Annotated in this window: 17 protein-coding genes; 2 read left to right on the top strand and 15 right to left on the bottom strand. The window is 71.1% G+C overall.

Going from position 1 to position 16320, the window contains the following annotated elements:
- Window positions 1–69 precede the first annotated feature (69 nt).
- Both dut and nrdR read right to left on the bottom strand, forming a co-directional pair.
- The gene (gene dut, locus OR600_RS04825; protein WP_265590769.1) at window positions 70–519 is read right to left on the bottom strand and encodes a dUTP diphosphatase; all 450 of its coding nucleotides are present in this window, start codon (window positions 517–519) and stop codon (window positions 70–72) included.
- Window positions 512–964 (bottom strand): transcriptional regulator NrdR, encoded by a 453-nt coding sequence (gene nrdR / locus OR600_RS04820; protein ID WP_135977399.1) that lies wholly within the window; start codon window positions 962–964, stop codon window positions 512–514. Before nrdR ends, dut begins: the two co-directional genes overlap by 8 nt.
- 235 nt (window positions 965–1199) lie before the next feature.
- Between nrdR and lexA the strand changes: the two genes are divergently transcribed.
- Window positions 1200–1868 carry a transcriptional repressor LexA gene (lexA, locus tag OR600_RS04815; RefSeq protein WP_265590768.1) on the top strand — a complete coding sequence of 223 codons (669 nt, stop codon included), beginning with the start codon at window positions 1200–1202 and terminating at the stop codon, window positions 1866–1868.
- Window positions 1865–2632, top strand: a complete 768-nt coding sequence (locus OR600_RS04810) for a heparan-alpha-glucosaminide N-acetyltransferase (RefSeq protein ID WP_265590767.1) — start codon at window positions 1865–1867, stop codon at window positions 2630–2632. Before lexA ends, OR600_RS04810 begins: the two co-directional genes overlap by 4 nt.
- Here the strand turns inward: OR600_RS04810 and hflX are convergent.
- The 13 genes from hflX to OR600_RS04745 all read right to left on the bottom strand — a co-directional run bounded on the left by hflX (window position 2629) and on the right by OR600_RS04745 (window position 16319).
- Complete coding sequence (hflX, locus tag OR600_RS04805; RefSeq protein ID WP_265590766.1) at window positions 2629–3939, bottom strand: GTPase HflX; 1311 nt, start codon at window positions 3937–3939, stop codon at window positions 2629–2631. The two genes, OR600_RS04810 and hflX, sit on opposite strands and share 4 nt — an antisense overlap.
- 11 nt (window positions 3940–3950) lie before the next feature.
- Window positions 3951–4901, bottom strand: a complete 951-nt coding sequence (miaA, locus tag OR600_RS04800; RefSeq protein WP_265590765.1) for a tRNA (adenosine(37)-N6)-dimethylallyltransferase MiaA — start codon at window positions 4899–4901, stop codon at window positions 3951–3953.
- Window positions 4898–6262: a tRNA (N6-isopentenyl adenosine(37)-C2)-methylthiotransferase MiaB gene (gene miaB / locus OR600_RS04795; RefSeq protein ID WP_265591061.1), complete on the bottom strand. Its 1365-nt coding sequence runs from the start codon at window positions 6260–6262 to the stop codon at window positions 4898–4900. Before miaB ends, miaA begins: the two co-directional genes overlap by 4 nt.
- The gene (locus OR600_RS04790; RefSeq protein ID WP_135977402.1) at window positions 6262–6591 is read right to left on the bottom strand and encodes a stage V sporulation protein S; all 330 of its coding nucleotides are present in this window, start codon (window positions 6589–6591) and stop codon (window positions 6262–6264) included. The genes miaB and OR600_RS04790 overlap by 1 nt, the downstream gene beginning before the upstream one ends.
- Window positions 6592–6700: 109 nt before the next feature.
- Complete coding sequence (locus OR600_RS04785) at window positions 6701–7783, bottom strand: ATP-binding protein (protein ID WP_265590764.1); 1083 nt, start codon at window positions 7781–7783, stop codon at window positions 6701–6703.
- A gap of 3 nt (window positions 7784–7786) precedes the next feature.
- Entirely contained in the window at window positions 7787–9349 is a 1563-nt protein-coding gene (gene rny / locus OR600_RS04780) for a ribonuclease Y (RefSeq protein WP_204407008.1), read from the bottom strand.
- A 249-nt stretch (window positions 9350–9598) separates the two neighbouring features.
- The gene (locus OR600_RS04775) at window positions 9599–10327 is read right to left on the bottom strand and encodes a regulatory protein RecX (protein ID WP_135977404.1); all 729 of its coding nucleotides are present in this window, start codon (window positions 10325–10327) and stop codon (window positions 9599–9601) included.
- A complete protein-coding gene (gene recA / locus OR600_RS04770; protein WP_135977405.1) occupies window positions 10327–11406 on the bottom strand; it encodes a recombinase RecA in 1080 nt (359 codons plus the stop codon). The genes OR600_RS04775 and recA overlap by 1 nt, the downstream gene beginning before the upstream one ends.
- A gap of 218 nt (window positions 11407–11624) precedes the next feature.
- A complete protein-coding gene (locus tag OR600_RS04765) occupies window positions 11625–12170 on the bottom strand; it encodes a CinA family protein (protein ID WP_135977406.1) in 546 nt (181 codons plus the stop codon).
- Window positions 12171–12184: 14 nt separating this feature from the next.
- Entirely contained in the window at window positions 12185–12784 is a 600-nt protein-coding gene (gene pgsA / locus OR600_RS04760) for a CDP-diacylglycerol--glycerol-3-phosphate 3-phosphatidyltransferase (protein WP_135977407.1), read from the bottom strand.
- A complete protein-coding gene (gene rimO, locus OR600_RS04755) occupies window positions 12781–14142 on the bottom strand; it encodes a 30S ribosomal protein S12 methylthiotransferase RimO (protein ID WP_135977408.1) in 1362 nt (453 codons plus the stop codon). The genes pgsA and rimO overlap by 4 nt, the downstream gene beginning before the upstream one ends.
- 13 nt (window positions 14143–14155) lie before the next feature.
- Entirely contained in the window at window positions 14156–14653 is a 498-nt protein-coding gene (locus OR600_RS04750) for a YajQ family cyclic di-GMP-binding protein (RefSeq protein WP_135977409.1), read from the bottom strand.
- A 40-nt stretch (window positions 14654–14693) separates the two neighbouring features.
- Complete coding sequence (locus tag OR600_RS04745) at window positions 14694–16319, bottom strand: helix-turn-helix domain-containing protein (protein WP_265590763.1); 1626 nt, start codon at window positions 16317–16319, stop codon at window positions 14694–14696.
- Window position 16320 lies beyond the last annotated feature (1 nt).

The following is a 16320-nucleotide window of genomic DNA, read 5'->3' as shown; positions in this document are numbered from 1 at the left end:
CGATTGTCCTCTCGATCTCTCGTCTTCACCGGGCCGCTCCCTCACGGCGCCGGCCTATGTGCCAGGTGCCTAGGAGGCGCCGCTGGAACCGAAGCCGCCCGCCCCGCGGTCCGTCTCGTCGAGCTCCCCCACCTCGACGAGGGACACGGTGGGCACGCGCTGGATGACGAGCTGGGCGATGCGCTCGCCGCGCTCGATGGAGATGGGGGTCTCGGGGTCGAGGTTGACCGTGCAGACCTTGAGCTCCCCGCGGTAGTGGGAGTCGATGAGGCCGGGCGTGTTGGCCATGGAGAGGCCGCGCTTGAGCGCCATACCGCTGCGGGGCTGGACGAAGCCGGCGTAGCCCTCGGGGATGGCCACGGCGAGCCCCGTGCCGACGAGCCTGCGCTCGAGGGGCGCAAGGACGACGTCCTCGTTGGAGCGGAGGTCGAGCCCGGCGTCGCCCTCGTAGGCGTAGGACGGGAGCTCGACCGTGGGGTCGATGCGCTTGATGGGGACGACGACGGGGGTGTCACTCATCGGCGAGCCTCCTAAGCTCCTCGCTGAACTCATCGATGTCCTTGAAGTCGCGGTAGACCGAAGCGAACCGCACGTAGGCGACGCGGTCGATGTCGCGGAGCCTCACGAGCACCATCTCGCCGAGGTCGCCGCTGGCCACCTCGGACACGCCGCGGTCGCGCAGGCCGTTCTCGACGCCGTCGATGAGGGCGTCGAGCTGGGCCACGTCGAGGTCGCGCTTGACGGTGGCGGCCACGAGGCCGCGCATGACCTTCTGACGGTCGAAGGGCTCGCGCCGGCCGTCCCGCTTGACGACCACGAGGGGGAGCTCCTCGCGGCGCTCGTAGGTGGTGAAACGGGTGCCGCACCTCACGCACTCGCGCCGCCTCCTGATGGCCTCGTTGCTCTCCGAGGGCCTGGAGTCTACGACCTTGGACTCGTCGCAGCCGCATGTTGGGCAGTGCATGGCATCCCTTCCTTGCCGCGGGGGCGACCGCATGGCGGTACCCGGCCACCGAAAGATAGCACGCGGGCTCCACGGACACTCCACGGTCTCATCACATGGAGAGGAGCCTGTAACAGTGTGTATGAGGACGGGGACGTTGTAAAGGCGGACCCCGCCGTTCCCCGAACAGATGTTTTTGACCGAACGTCCGTTTGCTATGATGGTGGCCACGACCGTACCGACCGTCGGAGGTCCCATGACCCGTCCCAAGCTCAGCCACCGTGTGCAGATGATCTACGACTACCTCGTGGAGTACTGCCACGACCACGGCTACCCGCCCTCGGTCCGCGAGATCGGCGACGCCGTGGGTCTCAAGTCGCCGAGCACGGTCCACATGCACCTCCAGACGCTCGAGCAGAAGGGCCTCATCCGGAGGACCGCCAACAAGTCGCGCACCATCGAGCTCGTGGACTGCCACGGGCCGTCGCGCCAGGCGGTGGAGGACGGCGGCACCACGCTCGCCCAGGTGGACATCGACATGGACTCCTCCACGCTCCGCCTCCCCCTGGTGGGCCGCGTCGCGGCGGGCGTCCCCATCCTGGCCGAGCAGAACGTCGAGGAGAGCTTCACGCTCCCCACGGGCATCGTGGGCGACAACTGCTCCTTCATGCTCCGCGTCAAGGGAGACTCCATGATCAACGCCGGCATCTTCGACGGCGACTACCTCGTGGTGCGCGAGGCATCGGACGCCGTGAACGGCGAGATCGTCGTGGCCCTCGTGGGCGACGGCGCCACGGTCAAGACGTTCTACCGCGAGAGGGGCCGCTGCAGGCTCCAGCCGGAGAACGACGCCATGGAGCCCATCTATGTGGAGAACCCCCGCATCCTCGGCCGGGTGACCGCGCTTCTGCGCACCATCTCGTGACCGCGCCCTCCCCTGCCGGCCCCTGGGAGCGCCCCGTCGGCCGCGTGCGGCTCTTCGACGCCGTGCGCGGCTTCTCCGTCGTGTCGATGGTGCTCTTCCACCTCTGCTACGACCTCGTCTTCATCGAGGGGGTCGACGTCGCGTGGTTCGCGCCGCCGCTACAGGACGTCTGGCGGGCGTCCATCAGCTGGACGTTCCTCCTCGTGTCGGGGTGGATGTGCAGCTTCTCCCACGACAACCTCACGCGCTCGCTGCGCTACCTCGCCGTGGCGCTCGCCATCTTCGCGGCCACGTCCCTGGCGGCCGTGGACGACCCCGTCAGCTTCGGCATCATATTCTGTATAGGCGCCGCCACGCTCGTGGACGCCCTGCTCGAGCGCGCCCACCTGGAGCCGCGCGGGCTCCCGTGCGCCGCGGCGCTCCTCGCGCTCTTCCTCCTGACGCTCGGCGTCCCCTCGCGGGAGCTGGGCGTCGGCCCGTGGGAGGTGGCGCTCCCCGCCGGCTGGTACGCCCACCCGGGCCTCGCATGGCTCGGCCTGCCGTCGCCGGGGTTCGTGTCGGGGGACTACTACCCCCTCGTGCCCTTCGCCCTCATGTACGGCGTGGGCGTGGCCGTGGGGCGCTGGTTCGCGCCGCGCGGGTACCCGCGCCGGGTCCTCGCGGCGCGGTGCGCCCCCCTCGAGTGGGTGGGGCGCCACGCCCTCCCCATCTACGTGGTGCACCAGCCCCTGCTGCTCGCCGCCCTCGCGCTCCTCGGCGTCTAGGCGTCCGGGGCCGGGTCGTCGGCCCGGTAGGGCTCCAGCGATCCTGCCAGGCGCGGCGGAACCTTGGCCGTGACGAGCAGGCCGCCGTCCACGTAGGTCTCGCGGACCACCTGCCCGCGCTCGTGCACCATCTTCATGAGCAGGCCCTTGTCGTAGGGCACGAGCGCCGTCACGGTGACGTCGCCCTCGGAGGCCTTGGTCGCCACGGTGTGCAGGAGCGCGCCCAGGCCCGTCTCCTCCTTGGCCGACACCATGACGGCGTCGGGGAACGCCAGGCGCAGGGCCTCGCGGTCCGCCGGGTCCAGCAGGTCCGCCTTGTTGAGGCAGAGGAGGGTCGCCTTGTCGCCTGCGCCTATCTCGTCGAGCGTCCTTCTCACGGCCTCCTCCTGGGCCCTCCAGTCGGGGTCGGAGGCGTCCACCACGAGCACCACGAGGTCGGCGCCGGACACCTCGGCGAGGGTCGACCTGAACGACTCCACGAGCGTGGTCGGGAGCTTCTGGATGAAGCCGACGGTGTCGGTGAGGGTGATCCTGCGGCCCTCGGCGAGGCCGAGGGAGCGGGTGGTGGGGTCCAGCGTGGCGAAGAGCTCGTCCTTGGCGTAGACGTCGGAGTCCGTGAGGGCGTTCAGGAGCGTCGACTTGCCGGCGTTGGTGTAGCCGGCGAGGGAGACGCGGTAGATGCCCGAGTCCCAGCGGGCCTTGGACTGGGTCCTGCGGCGCGAGGCCACCCGCTCGATCTCGCCGCGGAGGTGGGAGATGCGGTCGCGGATGAGCCGTCGATCGACCTCGAGCTGCGACTCGCCTTGGCCGAACCGGCTGCCGATGCCTCCGCGGGTCTGCTCGCCCATGAGGTGGCTCCACATCCCGCGCAGGCGCGGGAGCACGTACTTGAGCTGCGCGAGCTGGACCTGGAGCCTCCCCTCCCGGGTCTGGGCGTGGCTGCCGAAGATGTCGAGGATGAGCGCCGTGCGGTCGATCACCTTCACGGGCTCGCCCAGGGCCCGCTCGAGGTTGCCCTGCTGGGAGGGGGTGAGCTCCTCGTCGAAGACCACGACGTCCACGTCGAGCGCCTCCACGGCCTCCTTGAGCTCCAGCACCTTGCCCGAGCCGATGAAGGTCTTGGGCACGGGGCGGTCGAGCCGCTGCGTGAGGGTCCCCACGACGTCGGCGCCGTCGGTGTCCACGAGGCGGGCGAGCTCGGCCATGGAGCGCTCCTGGGGCCACTCGTCGGCCCGTCCGAGGTCGACGCCCACGAGAAGGGCACGCTCGCGCGGCAGTGCGGTGGGTTGCGGTGTCTTCCGGGCCATGGAGCCCCCTTTCAGCGCCCCGCCTCGACGGAGCGCCTGAGATCGTCTGTCACGAGCGCGGCCGCCCCCTCGACCGTGGTCTCCCCCATGGGTACCACGGTGGCGCGGCCGTCGCGCCGTATCCACGAGAGCTGCCGCTTGGCGTAGCGCCTCGTGGAGCGCTTCACCTGCTCGCGGGCCTCGTCGAGGGTGCAGAGGCCGTCGAGGGCCGCGAGCACCTCCTTGTAGCCGATGGCTTGGGAGGCGGTGGCGGAGCGGCGGATGCCGGCCTCGTCGAGGGCGCGCACCTCGTCCACGAGGCCGGCCGCGAACATCTCGTCCACCCGGCGGTCGATGCGCGCGTACAGGGTCTCGCGCTCGGGCACGAGGGCCCAGGTGCGGGCGGCGTAGTGGGGGTCGCGGTGCCTCAGGTGGCGGGTGCGCTCCGCGTAGGACTCGCCCTGGTCGGCGAGCTCGAGGGCGCGCACCACCCGGCGGACGTTGTTGGGGTGCACCGCCGCGGCGCTCTCGGGGTCGCGGTCGCGCAGGAGGGTCCAGAGGGCCTCGGGGCCCCGCTCGCGGGCGACGGCCTCGTAGCGGGCGCGGGGGCCCGAGGCGGCGTCTCCCGAGGGGAAGTCCATCTCGTCGATGACGGCGTCGAGGTAGAGGCCGGTGCCCCCGCAGAGCACGGCGCAGCCGGCCGTCTCGAGGGACCGGTCCACGCACCGGCGCGCGTCGCGCTGGAAGAGGGCGGCCGAGTACGGCTCGTCGAACCCGGCGACGTCGACCATGAGGAGCTCGGCACGCCGTTCGGCGACCGGCGTCTTGGCCGTGCCGATGTCCATGGAGCGATAGACCTGCATGGCGTCGACGGAGACCACGGGGCAGCCCATGGAGCTCGCCACAAGGTCCGCCACGGCCGACTTGCCCGACGCCGTGGGACCGCAGACGCAGGCGACGGGACCCGGCAGCCCCCCGGTCATCGCGGGTCGCCGGCGCAGGTGCCCCGGAGGTACCACGGGCGGCCGTCGAGCACCTCGACGGGCACGACCTTGCCCACCAGGTCGGCGGAATCCGCGCCCTCGGGGGCCTCGAAGAGCACGGTGACGTTCTCGGGGCTGTGGCCGGTGAGGACGCCGGGGTCCTTTTTGGAGGGACCCTCAACGAGGACGTCCACGGTGCGGCCCACCTGGCGGCGGTTGTAGTCCCAGCTCTGCTCCTGCACAAGGGCGACGAGCCGGTCGAAGCGGCCCTGAATCTCGTCGCGCGGAGTCGGGTCGTCCACGGCGGCGGCGGGCGTGCCCTCGCGCTTGGAGTAGATGAAGGTGAAGGCGCTGGAGAAGGCGGCCTCCCTCACGAGCGAGAGGGTCTCAAGGAAGTCCTCCTCGGTCTCGTTGGGGAAGCCGACGATGATGTCGGTGGAGAGGGCGATGTCGGGCATGGCGGCACGGATGCGGCGCACGAGGTCGAGGTAGTCCTTCCGGGTGTACTTCCGGTTCATGCGCCGGAGCACGTCCGTGGAGCCCGACTGCACGGCGAGGTGCAGCTGGGGCATGACGGCGGGCAGCTCCGCCATGGCGGCGATGGTCTCGTCGGTGAGGTCCTTTGGGTGCGAGCTCGTGAACCGGATGCGCTCGACGCCGGTGGCGGCCACGGCCCGGAGGAGCTCGGCGAACCGGGGCTCGCCGTAGCGGTCGCGCCCGTAGGAGTTGACGTTCTGGCCGAGGAGGCACACCTCGCGCACGCCGTCCGCCACGAGGGCCTTCACCTCGGCCACGACGTCCTCCATGGCGCGGCTGCGCTCGCGCCCGCGGACGTAGGGGACGATGCAGTAGCTGCAGAAGTTGTTGCAGCCCGTCATGATGGGGACCCACGCGTGGAACGGCGACTCCCGGTGGTCGGGGAGGTCGCTCGAGAACGCGGTGCCGGGCTCCGCGGTGTCGGCCTTGAGGGACGAGCCCGCCTCGGAGCGCGACTCCTCGATGAGCCGCGGAAGGCTGGCGATGGCCTGGGTGCCGAACACGACGTCGACGTTGGGGATGAAGGAGCGCATGGCGTCGCCCTCTCGCTGGGCGATGCAGCCGCCCACGCAGACCGTGCGGAGGCCGGACGGCGGAACGGGCGCGCTCACCATGGCGGAGGCCTGGCCCTGGAGGTGCGTGTCGGCCTTCTCCCTGACGCAGCAGGTCATGAAGACGACGACGTCCGCCTCCTCGGGCGTGGGCGCCTCGAGCATCCCGCAGGAGTCGAGGACGCCGGCGACGCGCTCGGAGTCGTGGAGGTTCATCTGGCACCCGAAGGTCCTCACGTGGTAGGTGAGGCCGGCGAGGCCGCCCTCCCCCATCAAGCCCCCAGCTCCTGGGAGCGCTTGAGCACGGGGGCCGGGGAGGCGGCGGCGTCGCCCACGGCGAGCGGGTGCACGTAGACGGCGATGCGGATGGCCGTGCGGGAGTCGCCGTCGATCTGGATGTCGGAGAAGGTGGGGGCGATGGAGATGTCGAAGCCCGACGGGATGAGGAAGCCGCGCGCGATGGCCACGGCCTTGACCGCCTGGTTCACCGCACCGGCGCCGACGGCCTGCAGGTTGACGGGCACGCCGTCCTTCACCATCCCGGCGATGGCCCCTGCCACCGAGGCCGGGGACGACTTGCTCGAAACTTTCAGGAAATCCATGACCGTTGCTCCAGTGTTGCGGATGAGGTTGATGCGTGGTGCGGTTGAGGCGGCGCTTTGCCAATGGTACCCGAACCGCCCGGTGACCTGCATGGCGGGAAGGGCTCCGTCACCCCTCGTCCTCTTTGAGGAGGGGAAAGGTGACCACGAGGCGGTCCCCGGTGGAGCGCACCGTGGGGGCGTCCTCGAGGGAGACGTAGTAGCGGTCCGCGATGAACGAGAAGGCGCGCTCCATGAGGCGCGAGAACTCCTCGGCGTCACCCTCGTCGATATGGAGGCTCCTGCGGTCCCGGGAGAGGTCCACGGGGCGCCTGCGGCCGGTGCCGTCGTCGGGGCGGTGGGTGAGCCTGGCCATCACGGAGCGGACGGGGCGAATCGCCCCCGAGAGGATGCGGTGCGCCGTGCGCTCGGAGATGGGGAGCCCCACACCCTCGGCGGTCTCCACGAGCTCCCGGGCGTCGGCCGCCACGCAGAGCCGCTCGAGCACGGGGAGCGAGGAGGGGTCGTCCACGAAGAGAATGCCCGTCTCGTCGAGGGACGAGGAGAGGCGGGAGCGCACCGTGGCCACGACCTCGGCCGCGGAGCCGAGGAACACCTGGACCCTCCCCCGCTCCTCGAGGGCGAACTCGCAGCACGTCCGTGCGATGTTGTGGGCCCCGGAGCCCACGGTCTGGCGCCCCTCGTCGTCGGTGGCGAGGGCGGGCCAGGTGGACTGGTCGGCGCGCTCGGGGACGTCGTCGCAGGAGCACATGACCGAGACCGACGAGCCTCCGCCGGGCACGGAGGCGGCGACGTGGGCGTCCTCGGCGTTCTGGCGGATGGAGAAGAGCGCCATGCCGCGGCCGTGGACGCCCCACCGGTCCTCGTGGACCGTGTCGAGCTTGGAGGTCACGCGTGCCTCGAAGATCTGCTCCTGGAGGGCAGCGGGGACGCCGCAGCCGTCGTCGAGCATGACCACGCGCCGTTGGGTGCCGGTGCGACCCGTGGCCACGTAGACCTGGGTCGCACCGGCGTCGCGCGCGTTGCGGAGCATCTCTATGACGACGTCCTCCACGCAGCGGATGTCATGCCGCGCCTGACGGCGCTCCGCCTCGTCGACGACGAGGCGGACGAAACCGTCGCCGAGGTTCTCCTCGACCCGCACGGCCGAGGAGCCGATGACGTCCGACACGAAGTCCGCGAGGTCGCCCATGGGCTACTTGGCCACATCGACGGCGCGGGACTCGCGGATGACCACGACGCGAACCTGGCCGGGGTACTCCATCTCGTCCTCGATCTGCTTGGCGATGTCGTGGGCGAGTACGACGGCCTTGGCGTCGGAGATCTTCTCAGGCTCCACCATGACATGGAGCTCGCGGCCGGCCTGCATGGCGTAGGTGCGCTCGACGCCCTCGTGGGCGTTGGAGATCTCCTCGAGCTTCTCGAGACGCTTGATGTAGGTCTCGGCGGACTCGCGGCGGGCGCCCGGACGGGCGGCGCTGATGGCGTCGGCGGCCATCACGAGGACGTCGAGGACCGTGGAGGGCTCGACGTCGGCGTGGTGCGCCTCGATGGCGTGCACGACGTCGGCACGCTCGCCGTACTTGCGGGCGAGGTCGGCGCCGATGACGGCGTGCGGCCCCTCGACCTCGCGGTCGATGGCCTTGCCGAGGTCGTGCAGGAGGCCGGCGCGCTTGGCGAGGGCGCAGTCCGCACCGATCTCGGCCGCCATGATGGAGCAGAGCTCGGCCACCTGCTTGGAGTGCTGCAGGACGTTCTGGCCGTAGGAGGTGCGGTAGCGAAGCGCTCCGAGGGTGCGCACGATCTCGGGGTGCAGGTCGTGGATGCCCATGTCGAACGCCGCCTGCTCGCCGGCCTCGACGACGCGCTGCTGGACGAGCTTCTCGGCCTTGGCGTACATCTCCTCGATGCGGGCCGGGTGGATGCGGCCGTCGGCGATGAGGTTCTCGAGGGCCACGCGCGCCGTCTCGCGGCGGACGGGGTCGAAACTGGAGAGCACCACGGTCTCGGGGGTGTCGTCGATGACGAGGGAGACGCCGGAGACCTGCTCGAAGGTGCGGATGTTGCGGCCCTCGCGGCCGATGATGCGGCCCTTGAGGTCGTCGGACGGGATGTGCACGGAGGTGACCGTGATCTCGCCCGCCTGGTCGGCGGCGCAGCGCTGGATGGCGGTGGAGACGATCTCGCGGGCGGTCTTGTCGGCCTGGGCCCTCACGCGCTGCTCGGACTCCCGGAGGATCTGGGCCTCCTCGCGCACGGTGTCCTTGCGGACCCGGTCGATGAGCTCGTCGTGCGCCTCCTCCTTGGTGAGGGCGGCGATGCGCTCGAGCTCGCAGGACTGCTCGCTCACCATCTGCTCAAGCTCGTTGCGACGGCGGTCGAGGCGGCTCTGGGCCTCGGAGAGCTGGTGCTCCTTGCGGTCGAGGGAGTCGTTGCGGCGGTCGAGGGACTCCTCGCGCTGCATGATGCGGGACTCCATCTCGCGGAGCTCGCCCTTGCGGGTGCGGTTCTCCGCCTCCTGGGCATGGCGGAGCTTGAGGATCTCCTCCTGGGCCTCGAGAAGCGACTCTTTCTTCTGGGTCTCTGCCGTGCGGGCAGCCTCCTCGACGGTGCGTCTGGCCGTGTCCTCGGCCTGGCGGACCTTCTCGTTGGCCTCGACGACCCTGGCGTTGGTCTTGCCGTTGGCAACGACCCATGCGGCCACAGCGCCGATGACTAGCCCGACGATGCAGAGCACCACGGTGATGACAGGATCCATGTCGTGCCCCCTCGTCTCTTCAGGTAAAGCTCGTAATCAGAGAGACCGCCTTGCGGCGGGTGCCGAGGAAACGGCCGTTCTGGCCGGGGCCAGGGATGCCTCCAATAAGGACCTGTCGTGCAAATAGGAACCTATGAATATGCAAAATCCCAGCATGGCGTACCGGGACGGACGCTTCAACAGCTCTTGTATCTTACGGGAAGACGCAGGGTAAGTAAAGGTTCGCGGACTGCGCGGCACCGGGCACCGCTATTCATCGCCGTCCTCGAGGAGCCGTGCGGCGCAGCGCTTGGCCACGTCGTAGGAGTACCCGCGGCCCACGAGGTAGCGGACCGTCTTCTCGTAGGGGTTCCTCGCCGGCACGCTGCGGCGCGAGACGAGCTCCCAGGCGCGGTCGAGCTCGGACTCCCCCTCGAGGAAGTCGTCGGGCCAGCCGGCCACCGTGGAAGCGTCGACGCCGCGGCGGGAGAGCTCCTGCTCGATGCGGCGCAGCCCCCACCCGGAGTAGACCTTCGACCTGATGAACGCATCGGCGAACCGCGCGTCGTCGAGCAGGCGCCCCTCCCGGGCCCGGGCGCAGACGTCGTCGACGACGGCCCGTGGGTACCCTGCACGGAGCAGCCTGTCGGCCGCCTCCTTGGAGGAGTAGTCCCGGCGGTCCACCATGGACGTGAGCCGCTTGGCGCAGCAGGTGGTGGAGGCGGCGGCAACGAGACGGTCCATGCCGCCACCCCCCAGGGTGACGGAGGCGTCCTCCCGTACGGCCTTGACCACGGCCCGGGCGACGGCGACGGGCACCTGCAGGGCCTCGTCGTCGCCACCGCCCGGGCGCAGGCGCGCCTTGGGCGCGGGGCCCGAGAACCCGGAGCCCGCGCCCTTGGGCGGGAACGTGACGGTCCACAGGGAGCCGTCTCCCCCCGCGAGCTCCACGGTCTCGCCGCGGGGGGCCTCCGGCCCCGACGACGCGCCGAACCTCATCAGGCGTCGGTGGCCGGCGTGCCGTCGGCCAGCTCGTCCTCGAATTCGAGGCCGCAGGCGATGCGGACCTTGTGGTCGATCTCGTCGAAGAGGTCGGGGTTGGAGCGCAGGAACTCCTTGGCGGCCTCGCGGCCCTGGCCGAGCCGCTCGCCCTGGTAGGTGTACCAGGCGCCGGACTTGTCGACCACCTCGTAGTCCACCGCCATGTCGAGCGTGGAGCCCTCCTTGGAGATGCCGGTGCCGTACATGATGTCGAACTCGGCCTGCTGGAAAGGCGGGGCCACCTTGTTCTTGACCACCTTGACGCGGACGCGGCTGCCCACGAGCTCGCCGTCCTTCTTGATGCCGTCCACCTTGCGGATGTCCATGCGCACCGAGGAGAAGAACTTGAGCGCGCGGCCGCCCGTGGTGGTCTCGGGGCTGCCGAACATGACGCCGATCTTCTCGCGGAGCTGGTTGATGAAGATGCAGGTGGTCTTGGACTTGGCGAGGGACCCGGCGAGCTTGCGGAGCGCCTGGCTCATGAGGCGGGCCTGGAGGCCCACCGTGGTGTCGCCGATCTCGCCTTCGATCTCGGCGCGGGGCACGAGGGCCGCCACGGAGTCGATGACGATGACGTCGATGGCGCTGGAGCGCACGAGCATGTCGCAGATCTCGAGCGCCTGCTCGCCGGTGTCGGGCTGGGAGATGAGGACGTCGTCGATGTCCACGCCGATGCGGGCGGCATAGCCGGGGTCGAGGGCGTGCTCGGCGTCGATGAAGGCCACGACGCCGCCCATGGCCTGGGCCTCCGCCAGGATCTCGAGCGAGAGGGTCGTCTTGCCCGAGGACTCGGGGCCGTAGATCTCCACGATGCGGCCGCGGGGCACGCCGCCGATGCCGAGGGCGGCGTCGAGCGCGATGCAGCCCGTGGGGATGGCCTCCACCTCGAGGTCGCTGCCGCCGTCGCCGAAGCGCATGATGGCGCCGGAGCCGAACTTCTTGCGGATCTCGGCCGTGGTGGCGTCCACCACCTTGTCGCGCTCCTCGCCGGTGGTGCGCTCGGCCACGGTCTTCGTGGATTCCTTCTTCTTGGCCATGGTGCTCCTCTCGTCTCTTTTCTGCCCGGAATGCTAGAAGAACATCTGTTCTATGTCAATCCGACGCCACCATGGAACCAGACGGCCCCGACGGCGCGCCGACCGGTTTCCGACCGCTGTCCGACCGCGGCGGTCGGAGGGGCCTCCGCGCGCGGCGTCGCCGCAGGTGGGGACGGTGGCCCCATGGCACGGCCCGCAGTGGTGCCGTGACCTCTCCCTCAATCCTCCACAAGTGCCGAGAGGTGCATGGCCAGGGCACAGGCCACTGCCTTGAGGCGAACCCCCGCACGGTCGCCAGAGAAGTGGCGGAGCATGGCCCTCTCCCCCTCGGGGCCCGAGAGGCAGAGCCACACGGTGCCCACGGGCTTGCCCGGGACCGCGCCGCCGGGGCCGGCGATGCCGGAGATGGAGACGCAGGCGTCGGCGCCGAGGCACCTCCGGGCCCCCGCAGCCATCTCGCGGACGCAGCGCTCGGAGACGGCGCCCGCCTCGGCGAGGGTGGTCGCCGAGACCCCGAGGACGGACTCCTTGACCGAACAGGCGTAGCTGACCACGGAGCCGATGAGCACCTCCGACGATCCGGCCTGGGACGTCACGGCACCGGACGCGAGGCCCCCGGTGCAGGACTCGGCGAAGCCGACGGTCCTTCCCGCCCCCGCCGCGGCGCGGACCAGCCCCCCCGCGAGGGCGCAGACCTCGTCCCATGTGGGGGCCTCCCCCGTCTGGAACCCGTCGGTGAGCGCGCGCTCCCATGTCAAGGCCATGGCGGCCCCCTCCCCTACGACAGGTACTTCCAGCATTTTGCCAGGTAGTCTGCGCCGGACCAGACGGTCAGCACCACGGCGGCGGCCATGGCGACCCACGAGAGCCCGTAGAGCCAGAGCGTGGGCGCCCATGCCTGGGGCAGGGCCATGGCCACGAGGTAGCCGCCCACGGCCCCCATGGTGGTGGCGGTCTTGGCCTTGCCGAGCCAGCTCGCGGCGACCACGACGCCCTTGGACGCGACGACCATGCGGAGACCCGACACGAGGAACTCGCGGGCGACCACAACCACGACGACCCAGATGGAGACGAGGCCCTGGGCCATGAGCACGAGGAGGCTCGACACCACCACGAGCTTGTCGGCGATGGGGTCGAGGAACTTGCCGAAGTCCGTGACCTCGTTGCGGGAGCGCGCCAGGTAGCCGTCGAGGGAGTCGGTGGACGCAATGGCGATGAAGAGGAGCGCCGTCAGCGCCCACGGCACCGACACGGCGTCGGGCAGCAGGGGCCCGGCGAGCTCGGCGGCCGCGAGCCAGGCGAAGATCGCCACCACCCTGACGACGGTCACGACGTTGGCGGCCGTGGCGATGCCCGGCGCTCCCCCCTCCCGGCTCACGCCGCGCCGCCCTCGAGGGGCTCTCCGACGAGCTCGTAGCAGAAGGAGTCGACGAGGCGCACGGGCACCACGTCGCCCACGGCGTACTCGCCGGAGGCGATGTGGACGGCGCCGTCGCAGTCGGGGGCCTGGAACCAGGCGTGGCCGACGAACTCGGCGTTGCCGTCGCCGTCGTCCTCGACGCCGTCGACGATGACGTCGACTGTCTCGCCCACGTGGGCCGCCGTGGCCGCGAAGCCGAGGTTCTCGGCGATGTCGATGAGGCGCTGGGTGCGCTCGAGCTTCACGTCGTCGGGCACCTGGTCGGGCCTGCGGCACGCCGCCGTGCCCTCCTCGGGCGAGTAGGCGAAGACCGACACGTAGTCGAACTCCTCCTCCTCGAGGAAGTCGCAGAGCAGCTCGAAGTCGTCCTCGGTCTCGCCGGGGAAGCCGGCCATGCCCGTGGTGCGCAGCACCATGTCGGGGATCTCCTCGCGCAGGCGGGCGAAGACCCCCGCCAACTGCTCGGCGTCGCCGGTGCGGTTCATGGCCGACAGCACGGCGCCGGATGCGTGCTGGATGGGGATGTCGATGTAGGGAAGGACGGCCGGGTTGTCGCGGATGGCCGCCACGAGCTCGGGGGTCATGCCCTCGGGCTGCAGGTAGAGCACGCGGACCCAGGCGCCGTGGGCCTCGGCCACGGGGGCCAGGAGGTTCAGGAGGTCGGCGAGGGTCCGGGGCTCCTCGAGGTCCGAGCCCCAGATGCCGGTGTCCTGGCCGATGAGCACGATCTCGCGGGCGCCGCCCTCGAGCTGGCCCTCGACCTCCTCGAGGATCTCGTCGGCCGGCCGCGAGGCGTAGCGGCCCCGGATGTAGGGGATGGCGCAGAACGAGCAGAAGCGGTCGCAGCCGTCCGAGATCTTGACGTAGGCGCTGGCCCCCTGGACCGTGCGGAGCGGGCCCGCGGCGTTGGGGGCGGCGGCGGGCACCCGGCCGAGCACGCGCTCCATGACGCCGGCGATGCCGTCCTCCTCGTCGGTGCGGACGAAGGCCGCCACCTCGGGCAGCTCGGAGGGGAGGTCGTCCCCGTAGCGCGAGGGGACGCAGCCGCACATCACGATGGGCAGCTCCCGGGCGCCGGCGGCGCGCTCCTCGGCGAGCTCGAGGGTGGTCTCGATGGACTCCGATGTGGCGCTCGCGAGGAACGAGCAGGTGTTCACGAGGACGACGTCGGCGTCGGCGACGCCGTCGGCCTCCCCGAAGCCGGCGCGTTCGAGGATCGAGCGCATGCGGTCGGTGTCGACCTCGTTCTTGGCGCATCCGAGGGTGACGAAGAGGACGCGCGGCGCGTCCCCGGCGGTCTCTAGGGTCTCATCCATGGGCACGGGCACCTCAGCGGTAGTTGGTGAACTGGAGGGGCACGTCGTAGTCGGCGGCCCTGACCTGCGCGATGACCTGCTGGAGCACGTCCTTGGAGGGACTGGTCACCCGGAGCTTGTCGTCCTCCACGGCCACCTTGCACTTGAGCTTCATGTCGCGGACGTCCTTGGAGATGCGCTTGGCGAGCTCGCGGTCGATGCCCGACACGATGTGCCCCACCACCCGCACGTTGCCGCCGCTCGCGGCCTGGGGCGCATCCCACTGGACGGCCTTGAGGTCCACGCCGCGCTTGTGGAGGCGCCCGTTGAGGACGTCGATGACCTGGCGCGCCACGAAGTCGGCCGGGGCGGTGACGGTCACGGTGCCGTCGGCCTTGGAGAGGTCGACGGTCGCGCCGGACGACTTGAGGTCGTAGCGCTGGGTGAGCTCGCGCGCGGTCTGCTGGTAGGCGTTGTCGACCTCTTGCATGTCGACCTGGGAGACGATGTCGAAGGAGGAGTCCTTGGCCATGGGTTCCCTTTCCGTACGGGGTGGACGGTGGTGTGCGGCGCTACTCGGCGGCGCCGGACGAGGAGGTTGAGGAGCGGCTCTGCCCCTGGTTCGAGGATGTGGCCGAGCCGTCGGCGGGGGCCGCGGAGCCGGTGTCGCCGGAGGCGTCCGACGAGCCCGCACCCGAGCCCTGGCCGTCGGAGCCGTCCCCGGAGGCCTGGTCGTCGGTCGAGGGGCCCTTGACCGTGGCCGTGCCGATGCCGGCTGCGGACGTGTCGAAGGAGACGGGCTGGCCGTTGGCGGTGACAGTGACCTGGGTGGGGTCGGCCGTGCGCACCTCGAGCTCGCCGTCGACGGTGAACTTCTGCTCCCAGGGGCCGGTCACGGTCTGGGCGACCTCGTTGCGGTCGCCGTTCTTGACCTCGACCCACACGGCGGCGCCCTCGGGCACGGAGACCTGGACCTCCACGGGCTCGTCCGCGTCGTCCTGCGCGGCGGCGGGCGTCGTGGACGCAGGCTGCGCCTGTCCGTCGCCGGACGTCGCGGAACCGTCGCCGGAGGAAGGGGCCGAGGTGTCCTGGGTCGCGGGCTGCGATGCGGCCACCTGGTCGCGGTTGCCGCCCTCGGGGGCGGGCGCCGTGCAGCTCCTCACGGAGAGGACGATGACGACGATGAGCAGCACGCCGAGGGCCACGAACACTGTGAGCATGGTCCTGCGCGGGTCGGAGAACCAGGCGTCGACCACCCCGAGGACGCCTGAGCGCGGCTGCCTGGAGGGGCGCTGGCTCGGCCGGTGGCGGTCGGTGGCCGACGGGCGCCTGCGCACGTTGGGGCGCTGGGGTGCCGGGGCCTGGGTGCGCGCGCTCTCCCTCACCTCGGCCGAGGAGGCCTGCCGGTAGGTGTTGGCCGCGAGCCCGTAGCGGAGGTCGTCGTCGTACATGGTGGACGAGACGTCGCGGGTCTGGATGTCCGCGGAGGCGTACCGCCGGGCGTCTTGGCGCGCCCGGGCGGAGCGGTTGCGCCCGGCGCGGGCCGACGCCGTGGTGGAGCGCCCGGCCGTCGTCCGATGCGGGCGGTCTGTGTGCGGGGCCCGGGCCGTGTAGGGGCGGCCCTGGGGGTAGTCTCGCTCGGGGGTGCTGCCGCCGACCGGAGGCAGCGAGCCACCCTCGGCTCCGGGCGTCGCGTAGCCGTTCTGCCGCAGGTACCGCTCGGAGTAACCGGCGCTGCGGCCGTTCACCAGCGGCGAGCTGCCGCGGCGCTCCTCGGCGCTGTGGAGGTACGAGCTGCCCACGAGGGTGCCGGAGAGGATGGAGCCGGCCGGGCCCGCCGAGCCGTAGAGGTCGTGGTCCCGGGAGGGCGCCACGACCCCCTGGCGGCCCCGTCCGCGGGCGGGGTCGTCATCGCGGTGCTGCCGGCGCGAGGGACCCGCTCCCTGCCCGTTCGCATAGGCGTGGAGGTCGTCCTGGAAGAGGTCGATGACCTCGCGGGGGTTGAGGCCGAGGTAGCGGGCGTAGCTCGACAGCATGCCCTGGGCGTAGCCGGAGCGCGGGATGCGCTCCCAGTCGCCCTCCTCGAAGGCCACGAGCACCTGCTCCTTGAGCCGGAGCGCGCGGGAGGCCTGGGGGATGGTGAGGCCGAGCTGGCGGCGGCGGTTGGAGAGGAAGTCGCTGAATCTGGGCCGTGCCATG

Source organism: Granulimonas faecalis, assembly GCF_022834715.1.
Taxonomy (GTDB): Bacteria; Actinomycetota; Coriobacteriia; order Coriobacteriales; family Atopobiaceae; genus Granulimonas; species Granulimonas faecalis.
Note: the sequence above shows the minus strand (reverse complement) of the source record. Positions and strands in the feature narration are given on the sequence as shown.